The organism is Vibrio sp. S12_S33, assembly GCF_963889785.1.
Classification (GTDB): domain Bacteria; phylum Pseudomonadota; class Gammaproteobacteria; order Enterobacterales; family Vibrionaceae; genus Vibrio; species Vibrio aestuarianus.
Map to the genome: position 1 here is coordinate 38,004 of NZ_CAWPQZ010000023.1, position 20,148 is coordinate 58,151.

Consider the following 20,148-nt stretch of genomic DNA (forward strand, 5'->3'; position numbering starts at 1 on the left):
AATAGTATGTCAGAAATTCATATTGGAATGACGCGAGTTCCGTCCATGCAAGACCTGGGCTCGGAACAAGCAAAAGCCATCGTTGAAAACAGCCCAGTGGTTCAGCGAGTAATCAACGCAAGCCGGGATACAAGTTCGTCACTATATCTCTTTACTCCTGGGGCTTCCGATCCACTAGACCTTATTGATCAACTGTTATCTAATTACATTGAGGTTCAAACCGCTAAAGCGGATAAGACAGCTCAAACAATAGAGACCCAATCGAGTGCTATTGCTGAAATTAACCGGTTATGGGGATTAATCATGGCAGAAACGCTCCCTACTACCGATCCTTCAAAGAATGATATGAAGGATCTAAAAAATGTAAAAATATCATCAGACCCAGATGTTTTTGCTCTGGATGAAATTAATAGGCTTATCATTGAGGATTTAGGGGACGGGCAAGGAATCGCAGCAATTACAGGTAAGGATCTCAGTGCGACAAAAACTATGAAGGTCTCCTATGGGACCTTACAAGAATACAATGCTACGATGACAGCGTACTGTGACACGATTCAGGTTGATCTAGATACACAACAGCAGGAGTTTAAAAATATTATGACGGAAATATCATCGGCTCAAGAAGAGATACGTGATGTTCGCCGTGCCATTGTGGCGATTACACAGGGGTAAATAATGAAAGTTGCAATTGATGTTGTGGTTGGACACACCACGATGACTCTGGATGAACTTAATCAGTTACATAAAGGTCAGATTAAACCCGTAGCGGACTTTATCCAGTCTGAAGTCATGCTTAAAAGTGGCAATGAGCTGATTGCAACAGGAACACTCGTCAAAGTTGACGAGCAGTTTTGTGTAGCAATTGACGAAATTAACGTAACAGCATAGCTAAGCTAACTTATTAGGGTCTGTTGACCTTTCGTGATGATTTTTTGAACGGCATGGTGAAGGTTATAATCATTTCGCCAAAAACAAATCACAACTGAGTTCACCATGCCAAGGACAATGCTAACTGATAAACGATGGGAAAAGCTACTTCAAGTAATGACGAGTACCGGTCGAGTTTATAATAAACCAGAGCATCGGATGACTTTCGAAGGGATACAGTTTCGAATGAGAACTGGCGTGCCATGGAGAGATTTACCTTCTGAATTCGGTGAGTGGAGTACCGTTTATAGACGCTTCAACCTTTGGCCTAGAAAAGGCATTTTAAAACTACTTTTCAATCAGTTATCTAGCATGGCTGATTTTGAATGGGTCTTTCTAGACGGTTCAATTGTCCGAGCTCATCAGCATAGTACTGGTGCGGCAACACCAGATAACGAGTGCATTGGAAAGAGTCGTGGCGGTAATTCAACTAAGATCCATCTAGCTGTAGACTGTGGTGGAGTACCTATCTGTTTTGACCTTTCTGAGGGGCAACGACACGATATTGTCCATGCCGAAAGCCTTGTAGAACAGTTAGATGAAGTGAATACCATTGTTTGTAACAAAGGCTATGATAGTGACCCCTTTCGACATTTTGTCCAATTAAAAGGTGGAACAACCGTCATAGCTAAACGCAACAATGGGCAAGATATAGACAAGGAAAGTATGGATTGGTGTCTATATAAGTATCGTCATTTAGTTGAAAATGCGTTTGCTAAAATCAAGCATTATCGAGCAATATCAACTAGATATAATAAGTTGAAAAGGAACTATGCCAGTATGGTATCGCTGGCATTTATGTTAATGTGGCTACCAATGCATTGCTGAGCATAAAACGTACAGCAAAGATCAACACGCCCTAATAACCAAAGATAAAAATTGGAACCGTCCTTTTCATGGTTTTTTTTGGGGGTTTTTTGATATTTTTATTTTTACTGGTTTTTTGTTTTTTATATTTTTTAAATTCATGGTTTTTTCACGGTGTTTTTATCATATTTTTTCCAAATTAATACATTATCTCTATCGTTAATTTACTCATAAAATAGTACGCGGTTCTAAGATTACACACTGAATCAGCATATTAGGGTCGAGTGACGTCAGCGATCCAGACGAGCTGGTGCTTTACCGCCTTGTTTGGGTTAATAAAATAGAGCAAGAATAATCAGTGTATATAGGGGGGAATGATGGAAAGAAATTACGTATTGGGAAATCAGGTGATTTTTGACATTTTAAAACGTGAGGTTGTTGCCGGTGATCACGTTGTAAATTTGGGGGGGCGGGAAGCTGCAATTCTCAAATTACTGTGTGAACGAAGTAATCAAGTATTAAGCAAAGATGATATTCATGAGCAGGTTTGGGGAAGGGTTTTGGTGAGTGAAACGTCTCTGACCAAAGCAATTTCCAATTTACGTAAATCGTTAGCCTCATTTAGTGATCTGGCTTGCGAGATAAAAACCGTACCGAAAGAGGGTTATATGCTGATTCTTGATGATGAGGCCGTAGCCCAATTTTCCTCCGAAGAAATACCGACATTGGCGATTAAAAATATCGTTAGTAGCACTAAACCGGTTATCAATTCTTCTTATCTTAACTCTGTTTCTCAACCTATCAGTTCCCCTGTTAAGGGGAAATTTTGGTTTACAATGGTTTTTTCTGCTTCCTTATCGGCCTCGGTTCTGACGGCTGGAATTTTGCTTTTTATGAGATGAACTCTCTGCATCTTGGGATAGCAATGGCGTTTGTCGTTGCTGTTCTCCTACCTACACGCATCCAGTTGTCGTGGATTTTTTACCACAGCGCAGGCAGGTGCGGCTAGAGCAAGTAAACCAAATGTCTTTAGTATGGGAACAGTCGTCGTTTTTACAGTGCAGGTTTTATCGATAATGGTAAGCGATTGATATTTAAGCTTTTCCTACAATGGTATCAATTTCTACATGCCCAATTTCTGTTTTTTCATCCACTATGGCTGGGCGCCCACTGATATTGACTCGGTTCTGAATCGTTGAACGTACTGTTCCCGATCGCTTGTAGGGCTTATTTCTATGAGGTAAATCTTTACGCAGAGGTTCTCCTTATTCTTCAAGGTGATCGATATAACGTATTCTCGCTAATGTTGGTGTGATGATTCAAAGCCAACTCACCACTGACAACATTAGGGGAAGTGGTGAGTTGGCTTTGTCGATGGCGTCTATTCTTCTCGCCTTAGCCAGTTTTTGTCTGTTGTACGTGAAGAATATAGATCGTTAAAGTCATCGGGGCTTCCTTGAAGATAACAGCTGCTCACGAAGATCACCTTTTTTGGCAACAGATAACAGCTTATTATGAAACTCATCTTTGTTGACAAGCGCTTCTGAAAACACCACTGTAGCTTCTTTCGCCTTTTTTAGAATACTTTGATTGGTGAAAAAGTCTTTGCCAATAGCGTCAAAGCCCGGCTTATTATCAAAATCTTTATTCATACGCTGCCGCGCAGTGTCTGTGTTCAGTGGGTATCGAATTTCATCCATTGAATGCCCGCCATCAAAGAGTATGAACATTAACCCCTGCAATTCAATATAACGGCTTATATCATTCGCAGAACGATGTTTGTGAACTTCTTTACAAGCTCTGGCAGCCCCATGCTGAATCATGATTGACCCAGATGGACCATTGACATAGGTTCCGGTACCTGAGCGAAATAACGCGTTCATGAAAGAATCTTCCTTCTGAGCGTCTTTATGCTCTGGATCCTGAATTTCTAATCGGTCAGGACAACGCGTATTCTCACCCGCGCCAAGTAATCCGTCATAGTCTTGCTGGTATTCAATATCGTACTGAGCCCTAAGATCACTAGGAGATGCATCATGGCTTCGTAAAATGCCCATCGCATGACTGTCTTGAACTCGGAACAAGTTGCCTTCTTTTACACTGAGCTCAATCCTACCTTTTCCGGGCGCTTTAACAGAGTCAAACATTTCATCCCAATGGCCTTGAGCGAGAAGACTTGACACATTTGGATCATTTTTTAATGTGTAATCTAGGTAACGGTTTTGATATATCTCTTTGATCTGAGATCGCCTTTCTTGAGGAACGTCTAACTCACTTATCATTTTATCAACGCGTTGATTAAAACCCGCAAGTTGTCTTGCACCAACAAAGACCTCTTTCCCACCTTTGATAATGTTGTCATAGTTGCCGTCAAAGGCTTGATCGAAAACCTCTAACACGGCTTTGGGTAGAAGAGTCTTGATGTAGTCTGCCTGCTCTTGTGAGTATTGATGTAAACGATCGGCCATCAGACCATTCTTGTCGCTAAACATGTCCTCAATAGCAAATTTGGCATAGTAACTTTCAAATACACGTCGAACTGGATCATTGATCTGTCGGAATTTTGCGTTCTTATCCAACTGACCTAGCTCGTTATCGGAATTAGTAATGAGAGTTGTCAAGTCTTGACCAGATCGCAGGATCTCTTGAGTTTTGGTCCGCTGAGCGTTCGGCTGTCTAAAGCGCGGATGACCAAGACTTAATGCCCCATCTTTTAGTGTCGCTCTGCCTGGTTCAAGGGAGTCCTTTGAATGTTTTTCGGTCACTTTAATCGCTATTTGGCCATTAACAGGAGAACCAAACTTTGAAACAAGGCCGTCCAATTTTATTATCTCACCATCATCAGTCGTTAAGTTATGGGATGTGGGATGACTAACCGAACGCACCTCTAAAGGTGGATTGTGCGGACTGTTAGAGGTCTTAGTAATGGAAGATCCCGTACTGGGAACGATAGATTGTGCGGTTAAGGTCATATATATTCCTATTTAAGCTGATTAATGGATTGTGAGTTGACGCTAAAGAGAGAGGTTTCTCTCCCTGGCTTGTTGATTAGAATTTAGAAGCTGGCGCGGCGGTATAATGCCGCATGCTTTCGCTAATGAGATTCGTTGCAGCACCTGCGTGGGCAATGACCGCCATATCTCTTGCTTGACTGAAGCCTTGGCGCGCTTCTAGGAAGAAGTCTTCATTTCTGCCCTGACCTTGTTTAAACACATTGCTGTTGATTAAATTCAGACCCATAGTTACCTCTGTATGTTATTAGGATGGCATCATTAAACTGACGGACGCGTTTTTCAACTTAAGCCTAATATTTCAGCGGCACAATATGGTTTCATAAAAATCCACTTTTATTAAGGGATTGCCCTAGTAAATCCATACCCTTTCAGGTTTTGCCAAATTAATTGATATATTAATATGAAACGGTTGATTCGATGAAAAAATGGACAAATAGCGCGAAAAAATGGCTTAAAATATTAACCATATGAATGATATAGTTAATAAGTGCCATTTATTGACTTTGCGTAATTAAATTTAAAGATAGAGCCTATCTGTTTCGTGTATTTCTTAGTTGATACGGCAAGGTTCAGGCATACCGAACCCAGTGAGCTTGTTCAACGCTTTTATCATCACGAAAGTTTCACTCACCTGTGCATTGTGATTTCTTAAGTTCAATCGTCCTCTTAGCAACTGTTTAACTCGATACATCGCAGTTTCTGAGAGTGAGTGTTTGTGGTAACCATATCGTTCTTTCCAATATTTATTTGAGCCGTATAACTTCTGGCAGCCAATTGCGAGATTTCGAGGATGACCACGCTCCCAGAAGGTAGCCCCCTCTCTTGAGGGGAAAAAGCGCAACAGCTCGCTCAATCTTAATAGCTGCGTGACACGCTCTCGTGTCGCAAGTGCCGTCACCAGGCACCTCAAGAATACTTCGACGTATTTGTTTCAGTAAGTTCGGAAGTACTTCTCCGTCTGTAACCGTCGATAAACTTAGTTCGGCTGCAATAATTTCATGTGTACTCGTATCTACTGCGAGGTGTAATTTCCGCCACATTCCGCGTTTACCATCCGTGCCATGTTTTTTGACTTTCAACTCGCCTTCAGCATAAACCTTAAGGCCTGTCGCATCGATAGCAAGGTGTTGAATCGGTCCTTTGGTTTTCGTTTTAAAACTCACATTAACGTATTTGGCTCGACGACTGATACAACTGTAGTGTGGGCAGCGCAGTGGAAGTTGAACAAATCGAAATACAGAGTCCATAAACCCTTGTGCAGCACGAAGTGGCATTGAAAAAATACGCTTTACCATCAAAGCGGTTGTGATGGCTAAATCACTGAAAATACGAGGTCTCCACGCTTGTTTTGCTTGCCTTGTTTCCAGTCTCTTATCGCTTCCTCGTCAATCCAAAACGTCAGAGAGCCGCGGTTGATGAGAGCTTGATTGTATTGCTTCCAGTTGTTTGTTTTGTAAAGAGTTTTCGACATGAGACTACAGGCTTGAATGAATGTAGCCGATCAGATCGTAAGCTTTGAATTTAGTTCCATCGATTTACGCAACAAAGCCCTTATTAGGTTAACAACAGCTCAATTTGAGGTATAGTTGCCGCTTGAAGAACATTTGATATCTAGTTTAATGCTTATTAATATTTGCATGTTTAACGAATCAGCTAAAAACGCTCCGTATTCGTTACTTAACCTCCTTACAGAATATTACCAAGCAGCAAGTTTTTTCACTATATCATTGGAGGAAACATGAAATGACGAGAGCCTTTAAAGTCAAGCAATTCGTTTTAATCGAGGACTCTCTGTTTATTCTTGACTCAAAAACCAATCAACAGTTGCGAATAGGTACACATGATTTATTAACTCTCAAAGAGTTGTGTTTTCATGCAGGAAAGATCGTTTCTAAAGAATCACTATTGGAAAAAGGATGGCCGGGAAAAATCGTTTCGGATAGTTCACTAACCCAATCGATTCGTAACATACGAACGTTATTAGGCGACAACGGCAAAGAACAAAAATGGTTAAAAACCGTCCCAAAAATCGGCTACGTACTAGACGAATCTATTGTTCACAAGATCAGTAATGAAAGCCTTTCCATTGATAGCTACATAGAACCACTTCAAAAAGAGGCTAAATTAATAAAAGAAATACAGAAAAACAACATACCTCGACTTAAGCGGTGGCTAAACTGTACAAATAACCTCAGTTGTGGATTTAAACTAACAATACTGAGCTTACTTTTAGTCTCGACTGCTAATTTGTCATATAAGGTTTACAAACTGATATTAATCAAACAAAAAACAACTAAATATCCAAAAATAAGCTTTGCACAAGGGGCAACAACAATCTATTCAGACAATACAGAATTCGCTTTAGAAGCAGGTAAAGGAATAGATGATTGGCTAGATAAAAATCAAATGAAGCCACAAAGAATTGATGTCTTATTGTTAAAAGAGAACCTCTCTTTTGCTATCGTAGATCAGCAGGGTAAAATCACCAATAAATTAATTTTATTAAAAAAAGGCTTTGAAAATAAACAAGTTGTGAAATTATTAGTCGCAGAGGTAAGTCATGCTTTCAACTAATTTATTCCTTGTCGCTATCCTCAATATTTTACTCTTTATTACCTACGGTCTCAGTGACACTCTTGTTGGCGTTGCTTATGACATAGATTACCGAGTCGAAGATGCTACAAGTGACTATTGCGGTTATAGTGAATCACAAATCTACTTCGATGATAAAAAATTCGAAATAAAATCAATCGTTGAAGAAAATACGCCAAATAACGAAAAATTGTATTTCGAAACACAAGCAAAGGGAACGTATTTATCGCTCAGTAACAATGTTTACAGTATGAACTTCACTGAACATACCTCCAATTTTATTGGAAACAAACGCCTACCTGAGACACCGATCATAAACAGTTTTTATAGCGCAGAACGGTATCTACCCTACCGAAACTCGATTGAAATAAAACACCGAAGTGAAAACTACCTTATTTTAATAAGTTTTATTAATGGTGGCCAGATTCTTGCTTTGGCGCGACACTAAGATACTTCACAATAATGACATCCATGTACAGGCTAAACAATTTCCCCACAACAACGTTTAATGAACGTTTATATCTTTATGCAATGCACCGCTTTGTTAAATAGCGTCAGTCTGTCGGCCAACTGCCTTTCTACACTCGCGGCATTGACCTCCCACTCTGATACCATAATAAGTTTATCTTGAGTGGTGTTCATAAATACCTGCTCATCAGACATCAGTAATTCAACTAGTTTTGATGCTTTGAGAGCCAAGACACGTCGATCACGTAAAGGTATTTCTACGAACGCTTGAATACTCTTTTCATTCAGTGAAATAAAAATCTCCTCTCCATCGACCAACTCAATAACAACAGGTTGATTACCCTCGATTCTTGATAACATGTTCGCGGGTACTCCTAGGTTTTCGACCAAGGTTTTGAATACTATCTCTCGCAACTTTTTCAACATTAACTCCTGTGAACTTATAATATTTGAACTTGATGTAAATAATGGTTATAGCTGCCGGAACAACATATGAAACTGGTCATAAATGTTGCCTCCAACCTGAGTGAGCAAGATGATGAAAACAACCAACTTTGCCGCCATAGGTAAACCAGGGTCTTGGACGCTAAACACCGTTTGAAGCAGACCAACAACCACGCCAGTTATCACAAAACTTAACGAAAATATAATGATCGCATCTTTCACTATGTCCAAACAGGCTGCGGTCACATCAAGTACGGTCATAAACATCCTCTATAAAATTAGTCAGTTGGTGCTCCTCAAATTCAAATAGATAATATTTATTACGAAACAGAACTCGATAACTATTGACCAGAGGGTATTGCCTGAACATTTCTGGTGAGAGCTCGAAGTGCGTTCTCGTTGTTCTCTCTACTGGTACTAGTGTTTGTAATGCAAGCGATGACGGGACAGTCAATCCTCCTCGGTCTGTATTGGTTTTTACCTCCTCCCTATGGAAAATATCGTGGCTTGCCTTCCCCGAAAAACTATTATTCAGACCTTGCCCCTTGGAATACCTAGGCTCGGGGGGAGCCATGACCGCTCTAGTTCGCCAGGCAACAATAGGATCTGTCTTAGCAACAGTGCTGCTACTTCGGTTTCGGTCATAGAGAGACCTAAACTTGGGCAGAATAGTTCTTTCCTTTGAATGACTGGTCACGTCTGGCTCGGTAGTACCAATCTTAGCGACAGAGCTATTACTCATTTCACGCTGGTCGATAGACCTAGTTGCTTGGGGCATTCCGAATCGACTAGTCACATTAGACTCGGCATTACCAGTCGTAACAACAGCACCATGACTCCGTTCTCGTTGATAAAGAGGAGGAGCTAGGGTCGCCTCTGCTGAAATCTGAGTGACGGGATGATGTTCTCGCCTTCTTAAATTTGATAGTTGTCCCATGAAGGCTTTATCTAAATCATCAACTATTGGCATTGTATTTAACAATGCATACACAACCTTGGCATCCAGCGATAAACTCACTTTTTGTAACGTTACCCTATTCAACATTGGGTGACCATATCGCAACGTTCCTGCTAGACCTAATCCAGAGTGACCATCAGAATCTCGCTTGACGATAACCAAAGGATCAATTGCGGCTTTGCTTTCAACGACATGTTGCTTCCTCTTATTCTCACAGCTCTGCTTGCATTCCTTAATACAAAGGTCACCAAAAGCATTCGTTTGGGAGATTCCTTTTGCTATCGGAAGCTCAACTTTAATCTCAGTTTCTAACTCTTTATCGTCGAAAAGCAGAAGTGTATCTAAATCAGGTTCGCGTAACTCAGTGAGGTGTTGATCCAACTCAAATCCTTCACCAGTTTTGAGTGTCGTACGAGTCACCTCACTGATAAATAAGTTAATCATGCTTTTCATTCCTCATCTGCTCGCGAAGTTCGGCGAGCGCGTCCTTTCGCTTTTCTAATCTTTGCTTTTCCGCTTCAACATCTTTTATTTGATGCGCCAGTTCTTGTGCATTCTGACGCTTTATGGAGGCATCAAAGAACAAAGATTCAATCACTGATTTGGTACTTTCTCGGCGCATAAACAACCGACTAAGGGCGTTAGATTCACCAACGACATTAAGACACTTCAAATAACGCTGTTGCTCCTCAATTTCTTGCCACTTCTCTTCAATGAAATTGACCAATTCCTGATATTGCTTCCTCAGGTTAACGAGCTTTCTTTGCTGTTTACCAATACGAATATCAACAATATCAATAAGCTGTCCAAATTCCTTCCATCGCTTCGAGGGTTTGCTCATATTCCACTCCATCGAACCCTTGCTTTAAAAAAGACATAATGTGCGGATAACGATCTATCGCCTCATCGGTTTCTAAGTCATTTCCTTTTTCGTACTCTCCAACTCGAATCAACAACTCAACATTGAAGTAGCGATAAACCATGTCTTTTACCCGTTCCGATAATCTTACGAACTCAGGGCTCTGAACTTTGTTCTGCAAACGACTTTTGCTTTTTAAAACATCGATAGCAGGGTAACGGCCAGTTGATGCTATTGTCGTCGAATAAACCAAATGACCATCAATCAGAGACTTCACTTCATGCGCGATTGGATCATCATCAATTTCCTTTTCAATCAATACCGTGAAGATTCCGGTTACAGAGCCAAACTTAGAGTTGCCACAACTTTCAACCAAGCGAGACAAAGCGAGGGAAACGCCTATCGGGATTCCCCCTTTGATCGGCGTGTTATCCAGCATCGCCTGAGCGCGAGCAAAACGAGTCAGTGAGTCAAAATACAACACTACCTTCTTGCCCTGCTCCATATAATGACGAGCAATAGAGACGGCAACTAACCCTGAACGTACCTTCTCCAAAGGATTAGCTTCCGAGGTCGATACTATAGTGATCGATTTCTGAATAACTTTAGGGCCAATTTCACCTTCAAGGAACTCAACGACTTCACGAGCTCGTTCGCCAATCATGGCGAAGATCACGACATCAGCATCCATATTGTTCGCCATAATAGATACCGTAGTCGTCTTTCCGGCTCCTGCTGGTGCAAACAAACCAACACGTTGCCCCTCTCCAATGGTAAAAAGTCCATCAATAATTTTGAGTTTGGTTGGAAAAACGGTTTCAATCGGTGCGCGAACATTTAGAGGTATCGGCTCTACAGCAATTGGTAGATCATGAAACTGACCTTCTTGATTGAGATAGTTATCGCCATAAATCGATTCGCCATAGCAGTTGATCACTTTCCCAACCAAGGCATTTTCATTTAATGGGAAGCAGAAACGACGCGGCGTAATTTCAACTCGGCCGCCACGCTGGACAGCTCCGGGCTGAAGAAGCTTTATCTCAACTCGCGATCCGGCAACTTTCATCACTTCCCCTCGAATACGCTCCATCGTAACCGTATCGATAAAACACTCCTGACCAACAAAGGTATCGACAGAAACATGACAAATAACTGTATCTTGATAGGACTCCTTAACCTTAAAAAAGTGCGTCAACATTAGTTAATCACCTTAAAAGAGATCGATACGTAGCGTTTATATTTTCTCTTAGTTTCGTTAGTATTTTTAAACAACTCACCTAAAAGCGGAATGCTAGAAAGAACGGGGACACCGGTGACAGTTTGTTGGGTTACGGTGTTGTCAAAGCCTCCCAAAATAACGGTTTGCTGAGGTTGGATATACACTTCTGACTGCAATGACTGAGAGCTAACTCTCGGCGGTTTTGACGTCCCGACTCTCTCATCCTCGTCATCATCCAAAGATTCTTCAATATATTCGACTTTGGCCTGGACATCGCCAGAGGGAAGCAAACGACCAGTGACATAGAGGCTATTGTCGGCCTCAATCTCTTGAGTCTGGACTTGTTTCTCTGATATCAAAGTAATCGTTGCCGTATCTTTTTTACCAAAATGACCTTGCTGATTTTCCAGAATCAATAAGTTGGTCTCATAAATACCCCGCGCAACCCCATTCGACGACAAGGCCTGAAAATTTTGTAGAAAATCCTTAGTTTGCGCAAACGGGGGCACCACTATGTCGTATATACCACGACTGCCATTTAACCAAGAGCTTTCTATTCCTAGGTTTTCACTTCTAGATACTGCGATGTCGTACACTTTGAGTGAAAATAATAATTGCTGACGCTTAATATCGATCAGAGCTGCAATTCGTTTCGCTAGCTTAACTTCAGCTGGTGTCCCACGGATAAGTAGTGCATTAGAGCCTGGTAAAGGCTGTACTTTGGAAGTTTTCTCTTCTTCATCTAGCTGTTGTTTATCCCCGTCGCTCAGCTTTACTTTGTAGGCTCTTTGAATAATTTCATCGTCGTTAACATTTTGGAATTGTCCAATGTTTATGATCGCCGCTGAAATCAAAGAAGTGGCACCGGGGAAGACAATATTGCCGTCAAAAGTATCAATTTGTCGGTCAACCACAGAGAGGTAATGGAAATTGATTCTTGCCAGTTCAAGGTCATTACCATTCTCAAGAAACTGGTTCTTATCCACCATAGTCGCGTAACCGACCGCATCATTGACAAACTTGCGAGTACCAGAGAACAAGATAGAATTACCGCGTTCAACTAACTTCACCTTGGTCGTCGTGCTTATTTGAAAGGTTTGTTGGAGCTCTTTTAACAAGGTTTTCGGTGCAATGTTACGCGGTTTATAAGCATAATTAATATAAGCTTGACCCGACTGAACCGTGAGAGTACCGCCGTAAACATACCAATCAAAGTCATATACTTCTGATAACTGGCTTAACAGATCCGCTCCATTCCCTGATAATGTCTGAGTAATCAACTGACGTTCAGTTTTGTTGTCTACATCTTCAACCAGCTTAACTTGCATCTCTTTAGCTATTGCTTTGAGCGCACCTTGCAAATTAATATCCTGCTGTTTAATCAACACTTCAGCTCGAACCAGTGTCGACAAAAAGATTAGGCACAGTAGTCGGTTATACTTCATCAATAATCTCTTCTAGACGTTGTTGATCTGCTTTCATGCGACGAATAGTTTCATTAATCACAGTTTGTTTAATCACCATATCGACAACATCCTGTTCAGTAACAACATTATCCTCACCAGAAGACGCTTCACCTAGAGCTTGCTTACTTTTATCTACCTGCTGAGCCACTAATTCGAAATCAGATTGAGTTTCTGATAGCCCAGCAATATGAGTGGTATTTATCATTTCAACTCTAGTCATAACCTACCTTTTGCATCATTTGCTTGAAAACATAAAACTGGTCGTTCAACAACCAGAGGTTAATTAAAATATTCACCACAATCGCTTTAATGTTTGGTGTAACAAAAAGTGACAAGGATGCTTTTTTGAAAAACAGATCGACGTAACCGCAACAGACTGTAATCGCGAGCATAATAATGATGTACTTGCCTGCTACAATTACCATCATCTTCAAACTATCCGTGATGAGAAAGAACAAGGACTCAAAATCTAGATTGAAATTTGCCTCATTACTGTGCGCTATCACGTCAATGATCGGGAGAAACAAAGTGCCGCTTTGCAACGCATAAACTAAAAAAGTTAAACTACTTATTTTTGCCAATGCCTCAGATTCATCAGTAAAGCGTTTGTCCTGAACCGACTGCTCGTTAAGTAGTAATAACTGTTGAATAACGCTGCCTACGGTTCCACTAAGCCAGTAAGGAACAGAGGACAACATCGCAAAAATCACCGCCGTTATGACCCAACCAAATGTCGGGATTTGTGCGAGTTGACTAGAATCAACAAAAATCGCTATTGCTGCGGCGATCGCCAGACAGGTAATGTTGTCTAAATAAAGCCTAGTCGGGTTATAAATTTTTAAAAAAAGGAAAAAACCAGCAAACAACATCCAATTGGGAAATAATAATTCCCCCATATTAGCCAAGAGCTCTGAACAACAAAGTCCAGCTATCCGAGAAGTAGAAAACCGCCAATTTCACGGGTGTTGAAATTACGGTAGGTGACAACATCGTCATACCAACACCACTCAAAATCACCGCAATCAAAAAGTCGATGCTGACAAATACCATGTACAATTTAAGTCCTAGTTCAAAACCTTGATATAGGTCAAGAATCAGATTGCCTAGAAAAAACTTAAACGTATCGTTATCTTCATCAAAATTAAGGGGAATATCGATCATACTTGTCAATTGATTCGTCTTAACCTCAGCTCGTTCCAACAATTCGGGGAAAAATTCAAAGATGTTACTGGCTAAATAATACATCGTAATATCCTTGGGCTGCTCTTCTTCCAATGTCAGATCCAATGGCAAACCAAGAGCCTCTTCCTTCTGTTTAGAGAAATAGGGCGTTACGCGCTCAATACCGGGCTTAATAACTGGCCATAAACTATTCAGCGCCATTAGAGCTGCAAGCAAGTTGACAACGATCGTAGGTGGTATCTGCTGAGTCCCAACCGCATTTTTAATAATGTTGAGCACAATGTTGTATTTAACAAAACCAGAAAAACAGATAAAAAACACCGTTGACAACAACGCCAGCGTCAACAAAACGATCAGGTTTGCACCAGAAAATGCATTGTCTGGACTAAGCAACTGAATCATAAACTGGGCTCACCACTTACCGCTAAAAGTAGCAGGGTCAAATGACCCCGACGTATTAAATATTTCGTGCAGAAGCTGAGATTGAATCTTTGATGGATTTTAGTGTTGATGTCGATGTTTGAGCGGCAATGCTTTGATCGGCCATCAATTGCTGAAGCTCAAGTGACTCGGACGCGCTTAAGATTAGTGTTCCACTAGTATCTGGCGTAAAAGTACCGTCGCTGGCTGTAGTACCTGTATGTTCTGTAATAAAATTCGACACTTTATCGTCTGCATTATCAGTAAGGGCACCAAAAACGCCTGAAACATAACCTGTGCTTAAATGAGTCATTTCTTATCTTCCATTGTGTGAAGTGTTGGAAGCATTATCACTAAAGAACCTGTCACCACACAGTGAAAATTCCTGATAATTACTCCTATCATGCATACTCAAAAAAGGTCAGCTTTTACCACCCAAGACTCTTCTGAATATTAACTTGGTACACTATATAAGGAGCCATCAAGACGATTGATGATTTCAGGTTCACCCTCATCTGAGTACAAGAAGTTAATGTCACCTAAAGACTCATTAAGTATTACTTGACTGAGTTTTTTAACCTTAACCATGGGTAAAACTCCAGCTGGGTGTCGACTCAACGAAGACTCTCGCATGCACTCAATTTTACTCAACTTATAAAGATTCCGCCCAGTATCACCTTTTCTATTCAACTGTTGATTCAAGGATTTAAAAATCGCCTTGACGCTTTTACCGTCTTGCACATCGTCAAGCTGCTCAAGGGTTTGTCTAAACTGATCAATTAACACACTTATGGGCATCTGATATTTTGCTACCGCTGTTACCGAAGATGCTTTGTCCACATTTAGCATTTGGCTCTGACTTTGGCTTGATGCACGTAAAGCTCTCAGCATTTTCCTCCCGGATGGATAAGCCTCCATTAACTGACCAAGAGACGCAGAATGTTTGGGCGTGATATGAAAAGTTCGGCGCATATTATCCGCCCAGCGAGAACTCCAGCTGATCTTTTGCTCATACGATACTTTTAAATGCTGTATATTCTCTGCAGCAATAGTTTTGCTAACTTGATGAAAACCACTTTTCCTTGCATTAAACAAAGTCATAAGTTGTGATTTAGCGAGTTTTTGCGTTGCGATATCCCATTCAGGATGCTTTTCAATACATTGTTTGAAATTTTCTATCACAGTACATAGCTGCTCAAGTTGTTGAGAAGTGATATCTGAACTGGCTGGCTTTGACTGTTGGCTGAGCTTACTAATCGTTTCCGTTGTTTGATATTTTGTGAAGTAATGCGTAGTTAATCCATCACTAAGTGGCTTAACAGAAACAAACGTATTTTCATCAATGGCTATTGGAAATGCATGGGTAGACGATTTCGGTAATAGCTTCACGCACGTACTACCGTTAGCTTCTGCATCCACACTGACAAAATAATCCACGCTTTGTGTGGCACTAGTTTGTTCCCCTAGCTTAAATTCCCTGACTTGTTGTCTACCCAACTCGATGTCAATAGCGGCTTTAGCATACGTTCGAGGCATCACCATTGAAAGATTAGGAGAAGCATCAATGCCCAGTTGAAATCTGAATTGACTATTTGCGGAAGCACTCACCTTAGCTATTAATGAATCACTACTGGAAAACTGAGCCTTATTAAACTCAGTCTCAAGGCCTTGCTGCCAATCCTCTGTTCTAAATAGATAACCAAGAGTTTTCTGCAAATCATCATTACTCACATCAAAAGCAAAGCTCTGTTCACTGTCTTTCATTGCAATTAACGCTAAAGTCGCATCAAACGGCATAAGGGTGACTAAAGAGCCATTACGATATCTAACTAATTTAGTTAGATCTTCTAAGCCTTCACCAATCCCAACGATAGCATTTGCGCTTTTTTCACCCTTGCGCACGAGTTGAATTTGAGTTGTATTCCCCTCCAAAGAGAGCAGCTTGCAGTCGTAATGCTTCTCATACTTGGCGAGCACCCCGGCGAAATACCCCTCAGAAAACGGTAATCCGAAATGAGCTACCCCCGCAAAACCACTCACCCCATAATGGGCACTTAGAGTCAAAGTATCGCCTTGAGGTAAAGTACTCGCTCGATCGCTGATCTGTTCAGTGATCTGATGTGCTGGAGTTTGCCGCCCCATCCAATCATTCCAAATTTTTCCCAAACCACTATGGGTATTGCCCATAGACTCAGCTAATCTAACACCCGATTTATGGGCACTCCGCAGTGCCTTCATCGATGCAAGACCTCGTAAAACAGCCTGATTACATTCACCATGATTTTCAGTGAATAGCTTATTAGCCAATGTTTGACTTGATTGCGCTTTACCCTGTTTAAACTGTTCGCACGCCTGAGTCGCTAAATAAAGGCGTGCATTGGTCAATGTACGCTCAATATAAGGTAGATACAGGTCAAAATCTTGCAGGGTAAAAGGCGTTGATTTAGCTTTAGATAAAGCAGTCAACGACATTTGTATTGATGCAAACTGAGTGAAGTCAAACAACACATCAGATGAAGGATGGCGGAGTAAATCATCCATTCGTTGCTGCAATGAAATGATTCGTTGTTTTAGGTGTTTATCATAAGAGCCATGCTCGTGTGTAAAACCTAACACTAACTGATCTAAGATGGTGGCACTGTTGGATAATTGCTTAGCTATCCCCTGCTTAGCCGGTTCAACACTTACTGTCGATGACCTATCAGAACCAGCTTGTACCGCCATGGCAATCCGCATTTCCTGATCTGTTTTCTTATACACCCTAGCTGAACTACTGATAATCTGGTTGAGTGATATCCCTTGATCCCATTTTGACTGCATGTGTTCTTGCTGACTTAGTTCATGGGAAATTCGTTTCTCAACGGACATGATTACAGGAGAAACTTTCTGGTGTTTTATCTTATTCTTTACCCAATGAACTGAAGTTTGTAGGCCAGGATCAACGACTTTAGCGTACGACTTTACCGCATCAATTTTTCTTCCGCGATTCCACTTTTCATGACCACGAGACAACCGATGCTTTATACTGTCAATCCAACCCGATAAAGGCACATATTGATTCCCAATATGCTTAATTTTGTGATCTATAAAAGGGTTGGCATTTGCAAAATGGTTACTGTTATTGACGTTAAAATGCGCAAAAGCGATAGGAGGACTGTCGGACACTATGGGAGATAAACTATTGTCCCCTTTTTGTAAAGTCAGATGCTGCGCATCAACATATTTTACCTTGGGCGCTTTAGTAGCACTTTCGATCACCACTTGAAGCGTTGGGCCACAAGGTTTTATGCTGGTAATATATTCATTGGCAGACAGGCGTAAATCAAGCTTCACGCTTTCCTCTTCACCTATCACAAGTTCTCTTGGGTTAGCTAGGATTACTTTCGTAGGTGTTTCACCCTTTAACATTATTACCGAGCAAGATTCATTAGGTATGTCTTTGACGTCAGCCTGAGCAGGTGTTTTATCGACTCGCACATTGAAGCCAGCTCCCTCTGCCAGCAGGTTCTCGGTAAATTCACCGATGAGCTTTAAAATGCAGTGACGTTCATTACCTGTTTCTGTGTCTCTGTAACAAGCATGAAGCTTATTATCGTGGCCAACCCACAAACGACTAAAGTGAGCATCGGGCGTTCTGACCTCTGCTTGGTAGTAGTTAGGCTTAGAAAAGCTTCGTTGATGTAAGAACTCACGTAATAAGCCTTTGTTCTTACCCGTAATTAAGACGAGTTTACCTTTTCTGAGCGACAGCATCATTTTTAAACCATGGTGGTCATCGACACTCGTCAAATCAATAAAATGTTTTGCTTCAATCTCTCGACGTTTTACGGGAGTAAACAAGAGATCTTGCTGGACTGGATCTACTTCCGTTCCACTGGATCGAGAATAAGCAGACATTAATGGTGTAGAGTACATAAACTTACCTGTTAGTTTTAACCGAATAAGTTTATCTATGCACGAAATAGGACATTATTGTAATTAATAAAAATGATAATATCGGAATAAATACGTCCATTGGATATTACATGAGAGCTATGCTGGTTTCTGGTGTATGGAAGAGAAAGGAAGTTGCGGTGTAATCTGTTGATGTTGCTCTCGCCAGAACGATTAACAGAAAGGTACACCGCATGACTGATAATACTGTTGTTTCACTGAATACACCACAAGACCCACTTACAGAACTAATACGCTAAGGCGCTAGAGATTTAATTGCACAAGCTATTGAAGCTGAGCTTCAACAGTTGCTTTCTCAACACCAAAATACCATGGTTTATGGTAAGCAAGCCATTGTCCGTAATGGTTTTCTATCTGAGCGGACATCACAAACTGGTGTCGGTGTAGTGGCATAGTGAATTTGGCCACCTGATTAGAGGTGTTAAGATACACCTCATAGTATGACAGGTGAAACTATGACTAAGTGTATCAGACGCACTTTCAGTGCGGAATTCAAACTCGAAGCAGCGCAACTTGTTCTCGACCAAAACTACACCGTTGTTGAAGCAGCAAAAGCCATGGGTGTGAGTAAATCGACAATGGATAAGTGGGTAAGGCAGCTCAAGCAAGAAAGAAAGGGAGTTACTCCTCAAGCCTCACCAATGACACCAGAGCAAATTGAGATACGAGAGCTGAAGAAAAAACTTGCACGCCTTGAAGAGCACAATGAAATATTAAAAAAGCTACAGCTCTCTTGATGTCGGACTCACTGAACAACTCTCGATAATCGAGAAACTCAGGCAGAGCTTTAGTGTAACCACCTTGTGTCATGTGTTCAGTGTCCACCGCAGCAGTTACAAATACTGGCGTTGTCGCCCTAAACGTGTTTATCCAGAGTTGGTGAAACTGAAGAACCTCATTAAAGAAGCATTGCCAGCATAGTGACAGCCCAAGGTGTAAAACTGACACGTTATCGAGCTTCTAAAATGATGAAATTATTAGGATTGGTAAGTTGCCAAACACCGAAACACCGTTATAGAAAGGCATCACAAGAGCACGTAGAGATCCCAAACCATCTGTCTCGACAATTTGCCGTCACATCACCAAACCAAGTCTGGGTTGGTGATGTCACGTATGTCTGGACGGGCCAACGCTGGATGTATCTTGCAGTTGTCATCGACCTGTTCGCAAGAAAGCCAATTGGCTGGGCGATGTCAGTCTCTCCCGATAGTAAATTGACAGGAAAAGCACTCTCTATGGCATTTGAGTCACGAGGCACGCCCAAAGGCGTGATGTTCCACAGCGTTCAAGGAAGCCATTACACTAGTCGTTCTTATCGTCAACTATTGTGGCGTTACCAAATCAAGCAAAGCTTATCTAGGCGGAGTAATTGCTGGGACAATAGCCCGATTGAGTTGTTCTTCAGAAGTTTAAAGACAGAATGGATTCCAGTGTCGGGTTATCGGAATTTTAGTGAGGCAAGAGAGCACATAACTCGTTACATCACAGGTTATTACAGCCAACTCAGACCACATCAGTATAACGGTGGGCTGACACCCAATGAGTCTGAATGACTGTATTGGGAAAACTCTAAAACCGTGGCCAATTTTAGTTGAGTTTTTTAATTTAACTTCAGATAGAATCACTTTGTACGAATGCGCTCGGAAAAAAGGAAATATCAATAATATGAAGCCCCAGTCGAAAAACTGAGGCTCTGGAGTGGTCGTTAATCGACCCTGTAAATAATTCTGTGTAACTATCGGGGTTACATGTATTCAGTGAGTCGGTCTTCGAACATAATCATAAAGCGGTTTAGAGCTTGTCGCCAGTTTCTAATCGGCATCGTCCACTTCTTGGAA

General features: G+C 41.2%; 19 protein-coding genes and 3 pseudogenes. 8 read left to right on the forward strand and 14 right to left on the reverse strand.

The annotated features are described in order from the left end of the window. Nucleotides 1-6 precede the first annotated feature (6 nt). The 4 genes from AACW06_RS11805 to AACW06_RS11820 all read left to right on the forward strand — a co-directional run bounded on the left by AACW06_RS11805 (nucleotide 7) and on the right by AACW06_RS11820 (nucleotide 2,636). A complete protein-coding gene (locus tag AACW06_RS11805) occupies nucleotides 7-672 on the forward strand; it encodes a hypothetical protein (RefSeq protein WP_192075200.1) in 666 nt (221 codons plus the stop codon). 3 nt (nucleotides 673-675) lie between these two features. Beyond that, complete coding sequence (locus AACW06_RS11810) at nucleotides 676-888, forward strand: FliM/FliN family flagellar motor switch protein (RefSeq protein WP_019824567.1); 213 nt, start codon at nucleotides 676-678, stop codon at nucleotides 886-888. Nucleotides 889-993: 105 nt separating this feature from the next. After that, on the forward strand, nucleotides 994-1,755 hold the full coding sequence (locus AACW06_RS11815; protein WP_192075201.1) for an IS5 family transposase: 762 nt from the start codon (nucleotides 994-996) through the stop codon (nucleotides 1,753-1,755). Nucleotides 1,756-2,111: 356 nt separating this feature from the next. Continuing rightward, nucleotides 2,112-2,636 carry a winged helix-turn-helix domain-containing protein gene (locus tag AACW06_RS11820; RefSeq protein WP_192075220.1) on the forward strand — a complete coding sequence of 175 codons (525 nt, stop codon included), beginning with the start codon at nucleotides 2,112-2,114 and terminating at the stop codon, nucleotides 2,634-2,636. A gap of 540 nt (nucleotides 2,637-3,176) precedes the next feature. Here AACW06_RS11820 and AACW06_RS11830 read toward each other — a convergent pair. The 3 genes and pseudogenes from AACW06_RS11830 to AACW06_RS11840 all read right to left on the reverse strand — a co-directional run bounded on the left by AACW06_RS11830 (nucleotide 3,177) and on the right by AACW06_RS11840 (nucleotide 6,219). After that, a complete protein-coding gene (locus tag AACW06_RS11830; protein ID WP_192075202.1) occupies nucleotides 3,177-4,706 on the reverse strand; it encodes a hypothetical protein in 1,530 nt (509 codons plus the stop codon). A 76-nt stretch (nucleotides 4,707-4,782) separates the two neighbouring features. Continuing rightward, on the reverse strand, nucleotides 4,783-4,974 hold the full coding sequence (locus tag AACW06_RS11835; RefSeq protein ID WP_192075203.1) for a hypothetical protein: 192 nt from the start codon (nucleotides 4,972-4,974) through the stop codon (nucleotides 4,783-4,785). A gap of 324 nt (nucleotides 4,975-5,298) precedes the next feature. Then, nucleotides 5,299-6,219: pseudogene (locus tag AACW06_RS11840) on the reverse strand (IS5 family transposase). Between the two features lie 272 nt (nucleotides 6,220-6,491). On the opposite strand from AACW06_RS11840, the gene AACW06_RS11845 reads away from it, so the two are divergent. Together AACW06_RS11845 and AACW06_RS11850 are read left to right on the forward strand one after the other, a co-directional pair. Further along, a complete protein-coding gene (locus AACW06_RS11845) occupies nucleotides 6,492-7,322 on the forward strand; it encodes a winged helix-turn-helix domain-containing protein (protein ID WP_192075204.1) in 831 nt (276 codons plus the stop codon). Further along, on the forward strand, nucleotides 7,309-7,788 hold the full coding sequence (locus tag AACW06_RS11850) for a hypothetical protein (RefSeq protein ID WP_192075205.1): 480 nt from the start codon (nucleotides 7,309-7,311) through the stop codon (nucleotides 7,786-7,788). Before AACW06_RS11845 ends, AACW06_RS11850 begins: the two co-directional genes overlap by 14 nt. 68 nt (nucleotides 7,789-7,856) lie before the next feature. Here AACW06_RS11850 and AACW06_RS11855 read toward each other — a convergent pair whose 3' ends face one another. The 11 genes from AACW06_RS11855 to AACW06_RS11905 all read right to left on the reverse strand — a co-directional run bounded on the left by AACW06_RS11855 (nucleotide 7,857) and on the right by AACW06_RS11905 (nucleotide 18,271). Beyond that, nucleotides 7,857-8,234: a hypothetical protein gene (locus AACW06_RS11855; protein ID WP_192075206.1), complete on the reverse strand. Its 378-nt coding sequence runs from the start codon at nucleotides 8,232-8,234 to the stop codon at nucleotides 7,857-7,859. A gap of 45 nt (nucleotides 8,235-8,279) precedes the next feature. Beyond that, nucleotides 8,280-8,513 carry a flagellar biosynthetic protein FliQ gene (locus AACW06_RS11860; protein ID WP_192075207.1) on the reverse strand — a complete coding sequence of 78 codons (234 nt, stop codon included), beginning with the start codon at nucleotides 8,511-8,513 and terminating at the stop codon, nucleotides 8,280-8,282. After that, nucleotides 8,500-9,663, reverse strand: a complete 1,164-nt coding sequence (locus AACW06_RS11865) for a hypothetical protein (RefSeq protein WP_192075208.1) — start codon at nucleotides 9,661-9,663, stop codon at nucleotides 8,500-8,502. The genes AACW06_RS11860 and AACW06_RS11865 overlap by 14 nt, the downstream gene beginning before the upstream one ends. Continuing rightward, nucleotides 9,647-10,051 carry a hypothetical protein gene (locus tag AACW06_RS11870; RefSeq protein ID WP_192075209.1) on the reverse strand — a complete coding sequence of 135 codons (405 nt, stop codon included), beginning with the start codon at nucleotides 10,049-10,051 and terminating at the stop codon, nucleotides 9,647-9,649. Before AACW06_RS11870 ends, AACW06_RS11865 begins: the two co-directional genes overlap by 17 nt. Next, on the reverse strand, nucleotides 10,005-11,267 hold the full coding sequence (gene vscN2, locus AACW06_RS11875) for a type III secretion system ATPase VscN2 (RefSeq protein ID WP_192075210.1): 1,263 nt from the start codon (nucleotides 11,265-11,267) through the stop codon (nucleotides 10,005-10,007). The genes AACW06_RS11870 and vscN2 overlap by 47 nt, the downstream gene beginning before the upstream one ends. Further along, nucleotides 11,267-12,733 carry a secretin N-terminal domain-containing protein gene (locus tag AACW06_RS11880; protein WP_192075211.1) on the reverse strand — a complete coding sequence of 489 codons (1,467 nt, stop codon included), beginning with the start codon at nucleotides 12,731-12,733 and terminating at the stop codon, nucleotides 11,267-11,269. The genes vscN2 and AACW06_RS11880 overlap by 1 nt, the downstream gene beginning before the upstream one ends. Next, a complete protein-coding gene (locus tag AACW06_RS11885) occupies nucleotides 12,723-12,974 on the reverse strand; it encodes a hypothetical protein (protein ID WP_192075212.1) in 252 nt (83 codons plus the stop codon). Before AACW06_RS11885 ends, AACW06_RS11880 begins: the two co-directional genes overlap by 11 nt. Beyond that, a complete protein-coding gene (locus AACW06_RS11890; protein WP_192075213.1) occupies nucleotides 12,967-13,650 on the reverse strand; it encodes a type III secretion system apparatus protein VscT2 in 684 nt (227 codons plus the stop codon). The genes AACW06_RS11885 and AACW06_RS11890 overlap by 8 nt, the downstream gene beginning before the upstream one ends. A 1-nt stretch (nucleotide 13,651) precedes the next feature. Then, on the reverse strand, nucleotides 13,652-14,338 hold the full coding sequence (locus tag AACW06_RS11895; RefSeq protein ID WP_192075214.1) for a flagellar type III secretion system pore protein FliP: 687 nt from the start codon (nucleotides 14,336-14,338) through the stop codon (nucleotides 13,652-13,654). A gap of 55 nt (nucleotides 14,339-14,393) precedes the next feature. Continuing rightward, on the reverse strand, nucleotides 14,394-14,669 hold the full coding sequence (locus tag AACW06_RS11900) for a hypothetical protein (protein ID WP_192075215.1): 276 nt from the start codon (nucleotides 14,667-14,669) through the stop codon (nucleotides 14,394-14,396). Nucleotides 14,670-14,809: 140 nt separating this feature from the next. Further along, complete coding sequence (locus AACW06_RS11905) at nucleotides 14,810-18,271, reverse strand: hypothetical protein (protein ID WP_192075216.1); 3,462 nt, start codon at nucleotides 18,269-18,271, stop codon at nucleotides 14,810-14,812. Between the two features lie 212 nt (nucleotides 18,272-18,483). Here AACW06_RS11905 and AACW06_RS11910 point away from each other — a divergent pair. Both AACW06_RS11910 and AACW06_RS11915 read left to right on the forward strand, forming a co-directional pair. Then, nucleotides 18,484-18,699: pseudogene (locus AACW06_RS11910) on the forward strand (IS256 family transposase); the annotation flags it as partial. 66 nt (nucleotides 18,700-18,765) lie between these two features. Continuing rightward, nucleotides 18,766-19,860 (forward strand): annotated as a pseudogene (locus AACW06_RS11915) (transposase); the annotation flags it as partial. Between the last annotated feature and the right edge of the window lie 288 nt (nucleotides 19,861-20,148).

Coding starts and splice junctions, on each gene's coding strand:
- AACW06_RS11895 (WP_192075214.1), bottom strand. CDS start 14,338: ATGATTCAGTTGCTTAGTCCAGACAATGCATTTTCTGGTGCAAACCTG.
- AACW06_RS11835 (WP_192075203.1), bottom strand. CDS start 4,974: ATGGGTCTGAATTTAATCAACAGCAATGTGTTTAAACAAGGTCAGGGC.
- AACW06_RS11870 (WP_192075209.1), bottom strand. CDS start 10,051: ATGAGCAAACCCTCGAAGCGATGGAAGGAATTTGGACAGCTTATTGAT.
- AACW06_RS11805 (WP_192075200.1), top strand. CDS start 7: ATGTCAGAAATTCATATTGGAATGACGCGAGTTCCGTCCATGCAAGAC.
- AACW06_RS11845 (WP_192075204.1), top strand. CDS start 6,492: ATGACGAGAGCCTTTAAAGTCAAGCAATTCGTTTTAATCGAGGACTCT.
- AACW06_RS11885 (WP_192075212.1), bottom strand. CDS start 12,974: ATGACTAGAGTTGAAATGATAAATACCACTCATATTGCTGGGCTATCA.
- AACW06_RS11890 (WP_192075213.1), bottom strand. CDS start 13,650: ATGGGGGAATTATTATTTCCCAATTGGATGTTGTTTGCTGGTTTTTTC.
- AACW06_RS11820 (WP_192075220.1), top strand. CDS start 2,112: ATGGAAAGAAATTACGTATTGGGAAATCAGGTGATTTTTGACATTTTA.
- AACW06_RS11855 (WP_192075206.1), bottom strand. CDS start 8,234: ATGTTGAAAAAGTTGCGAGAGATAGTATTCAAAACCTTGGTCGAAAAC.
- vscN2 (WP_192075210.1), bottom strand. CDS start 11,267: ATGTTGACGCACTTTTTTAAGGTTAAGGAGTCCTATCAAGATACAGTT.
- AACW06_RS11900 (WP_192075215.1), bottom strand. CDS start 14,669: ATGACTCATTTAAGCACAGGTTATGTTTCAGGCGTTTTTGGTGCCCTT.
- AACW06_RS11830 (WP_192075202.1), bottom strand. CDS start 4,706: ATGACCTTAACCGCACAATCTATCGTTCCCAGTACGGGATCTTCCATT.
- AACW06_RS11865 (WP_192075208.1), bottom strand. CDS start 9,663: ATGAAAAGCATGATTAACTTATTTATCAGTGAGGTGACTCGTACGACA.
- AACW06_RS11810 (WP_019824567.1), top strand. CDS start 676: ATGAAAGTTGCAATTGATGTTGTGGTTGGACACACCACGATGACTCTG.
- AACW06_RS11815 (WP_192075201.1), top strand. CDS start 994: ATGCCAAGGACAATGCTAACTGATAAACGATGGGAAAAGCTACTTCAA.
- AACW06_RS11880 (WP_192075211.1), bottom strand. CDS start 12,733: ATGAAGTATAACCGACTACTGTGCCTAATCTTTTTGTCGACACTGGTT.
- AACW06_RS11905 (WP_192075216.1), bottom strand. CDS start 18,271: ATGTACTCTACACCATTAATGTCTGCTTATTCTCGATCCAGTGGAACG.
- AACW06_RS11850 (WP_192075205.1), top strand. CDS start 7,309: ATGCTTTCAACTAATTTATTCCTTGTCGCTATCCTCAATATTTTACTC.
- AACW06_RS11860 (WP_192075207.1), bottom strand. CDS start 8,513: ATGACCGTACTTGATGTGACCGCAGCCTGTTTGGACATAGTGAAAGAT.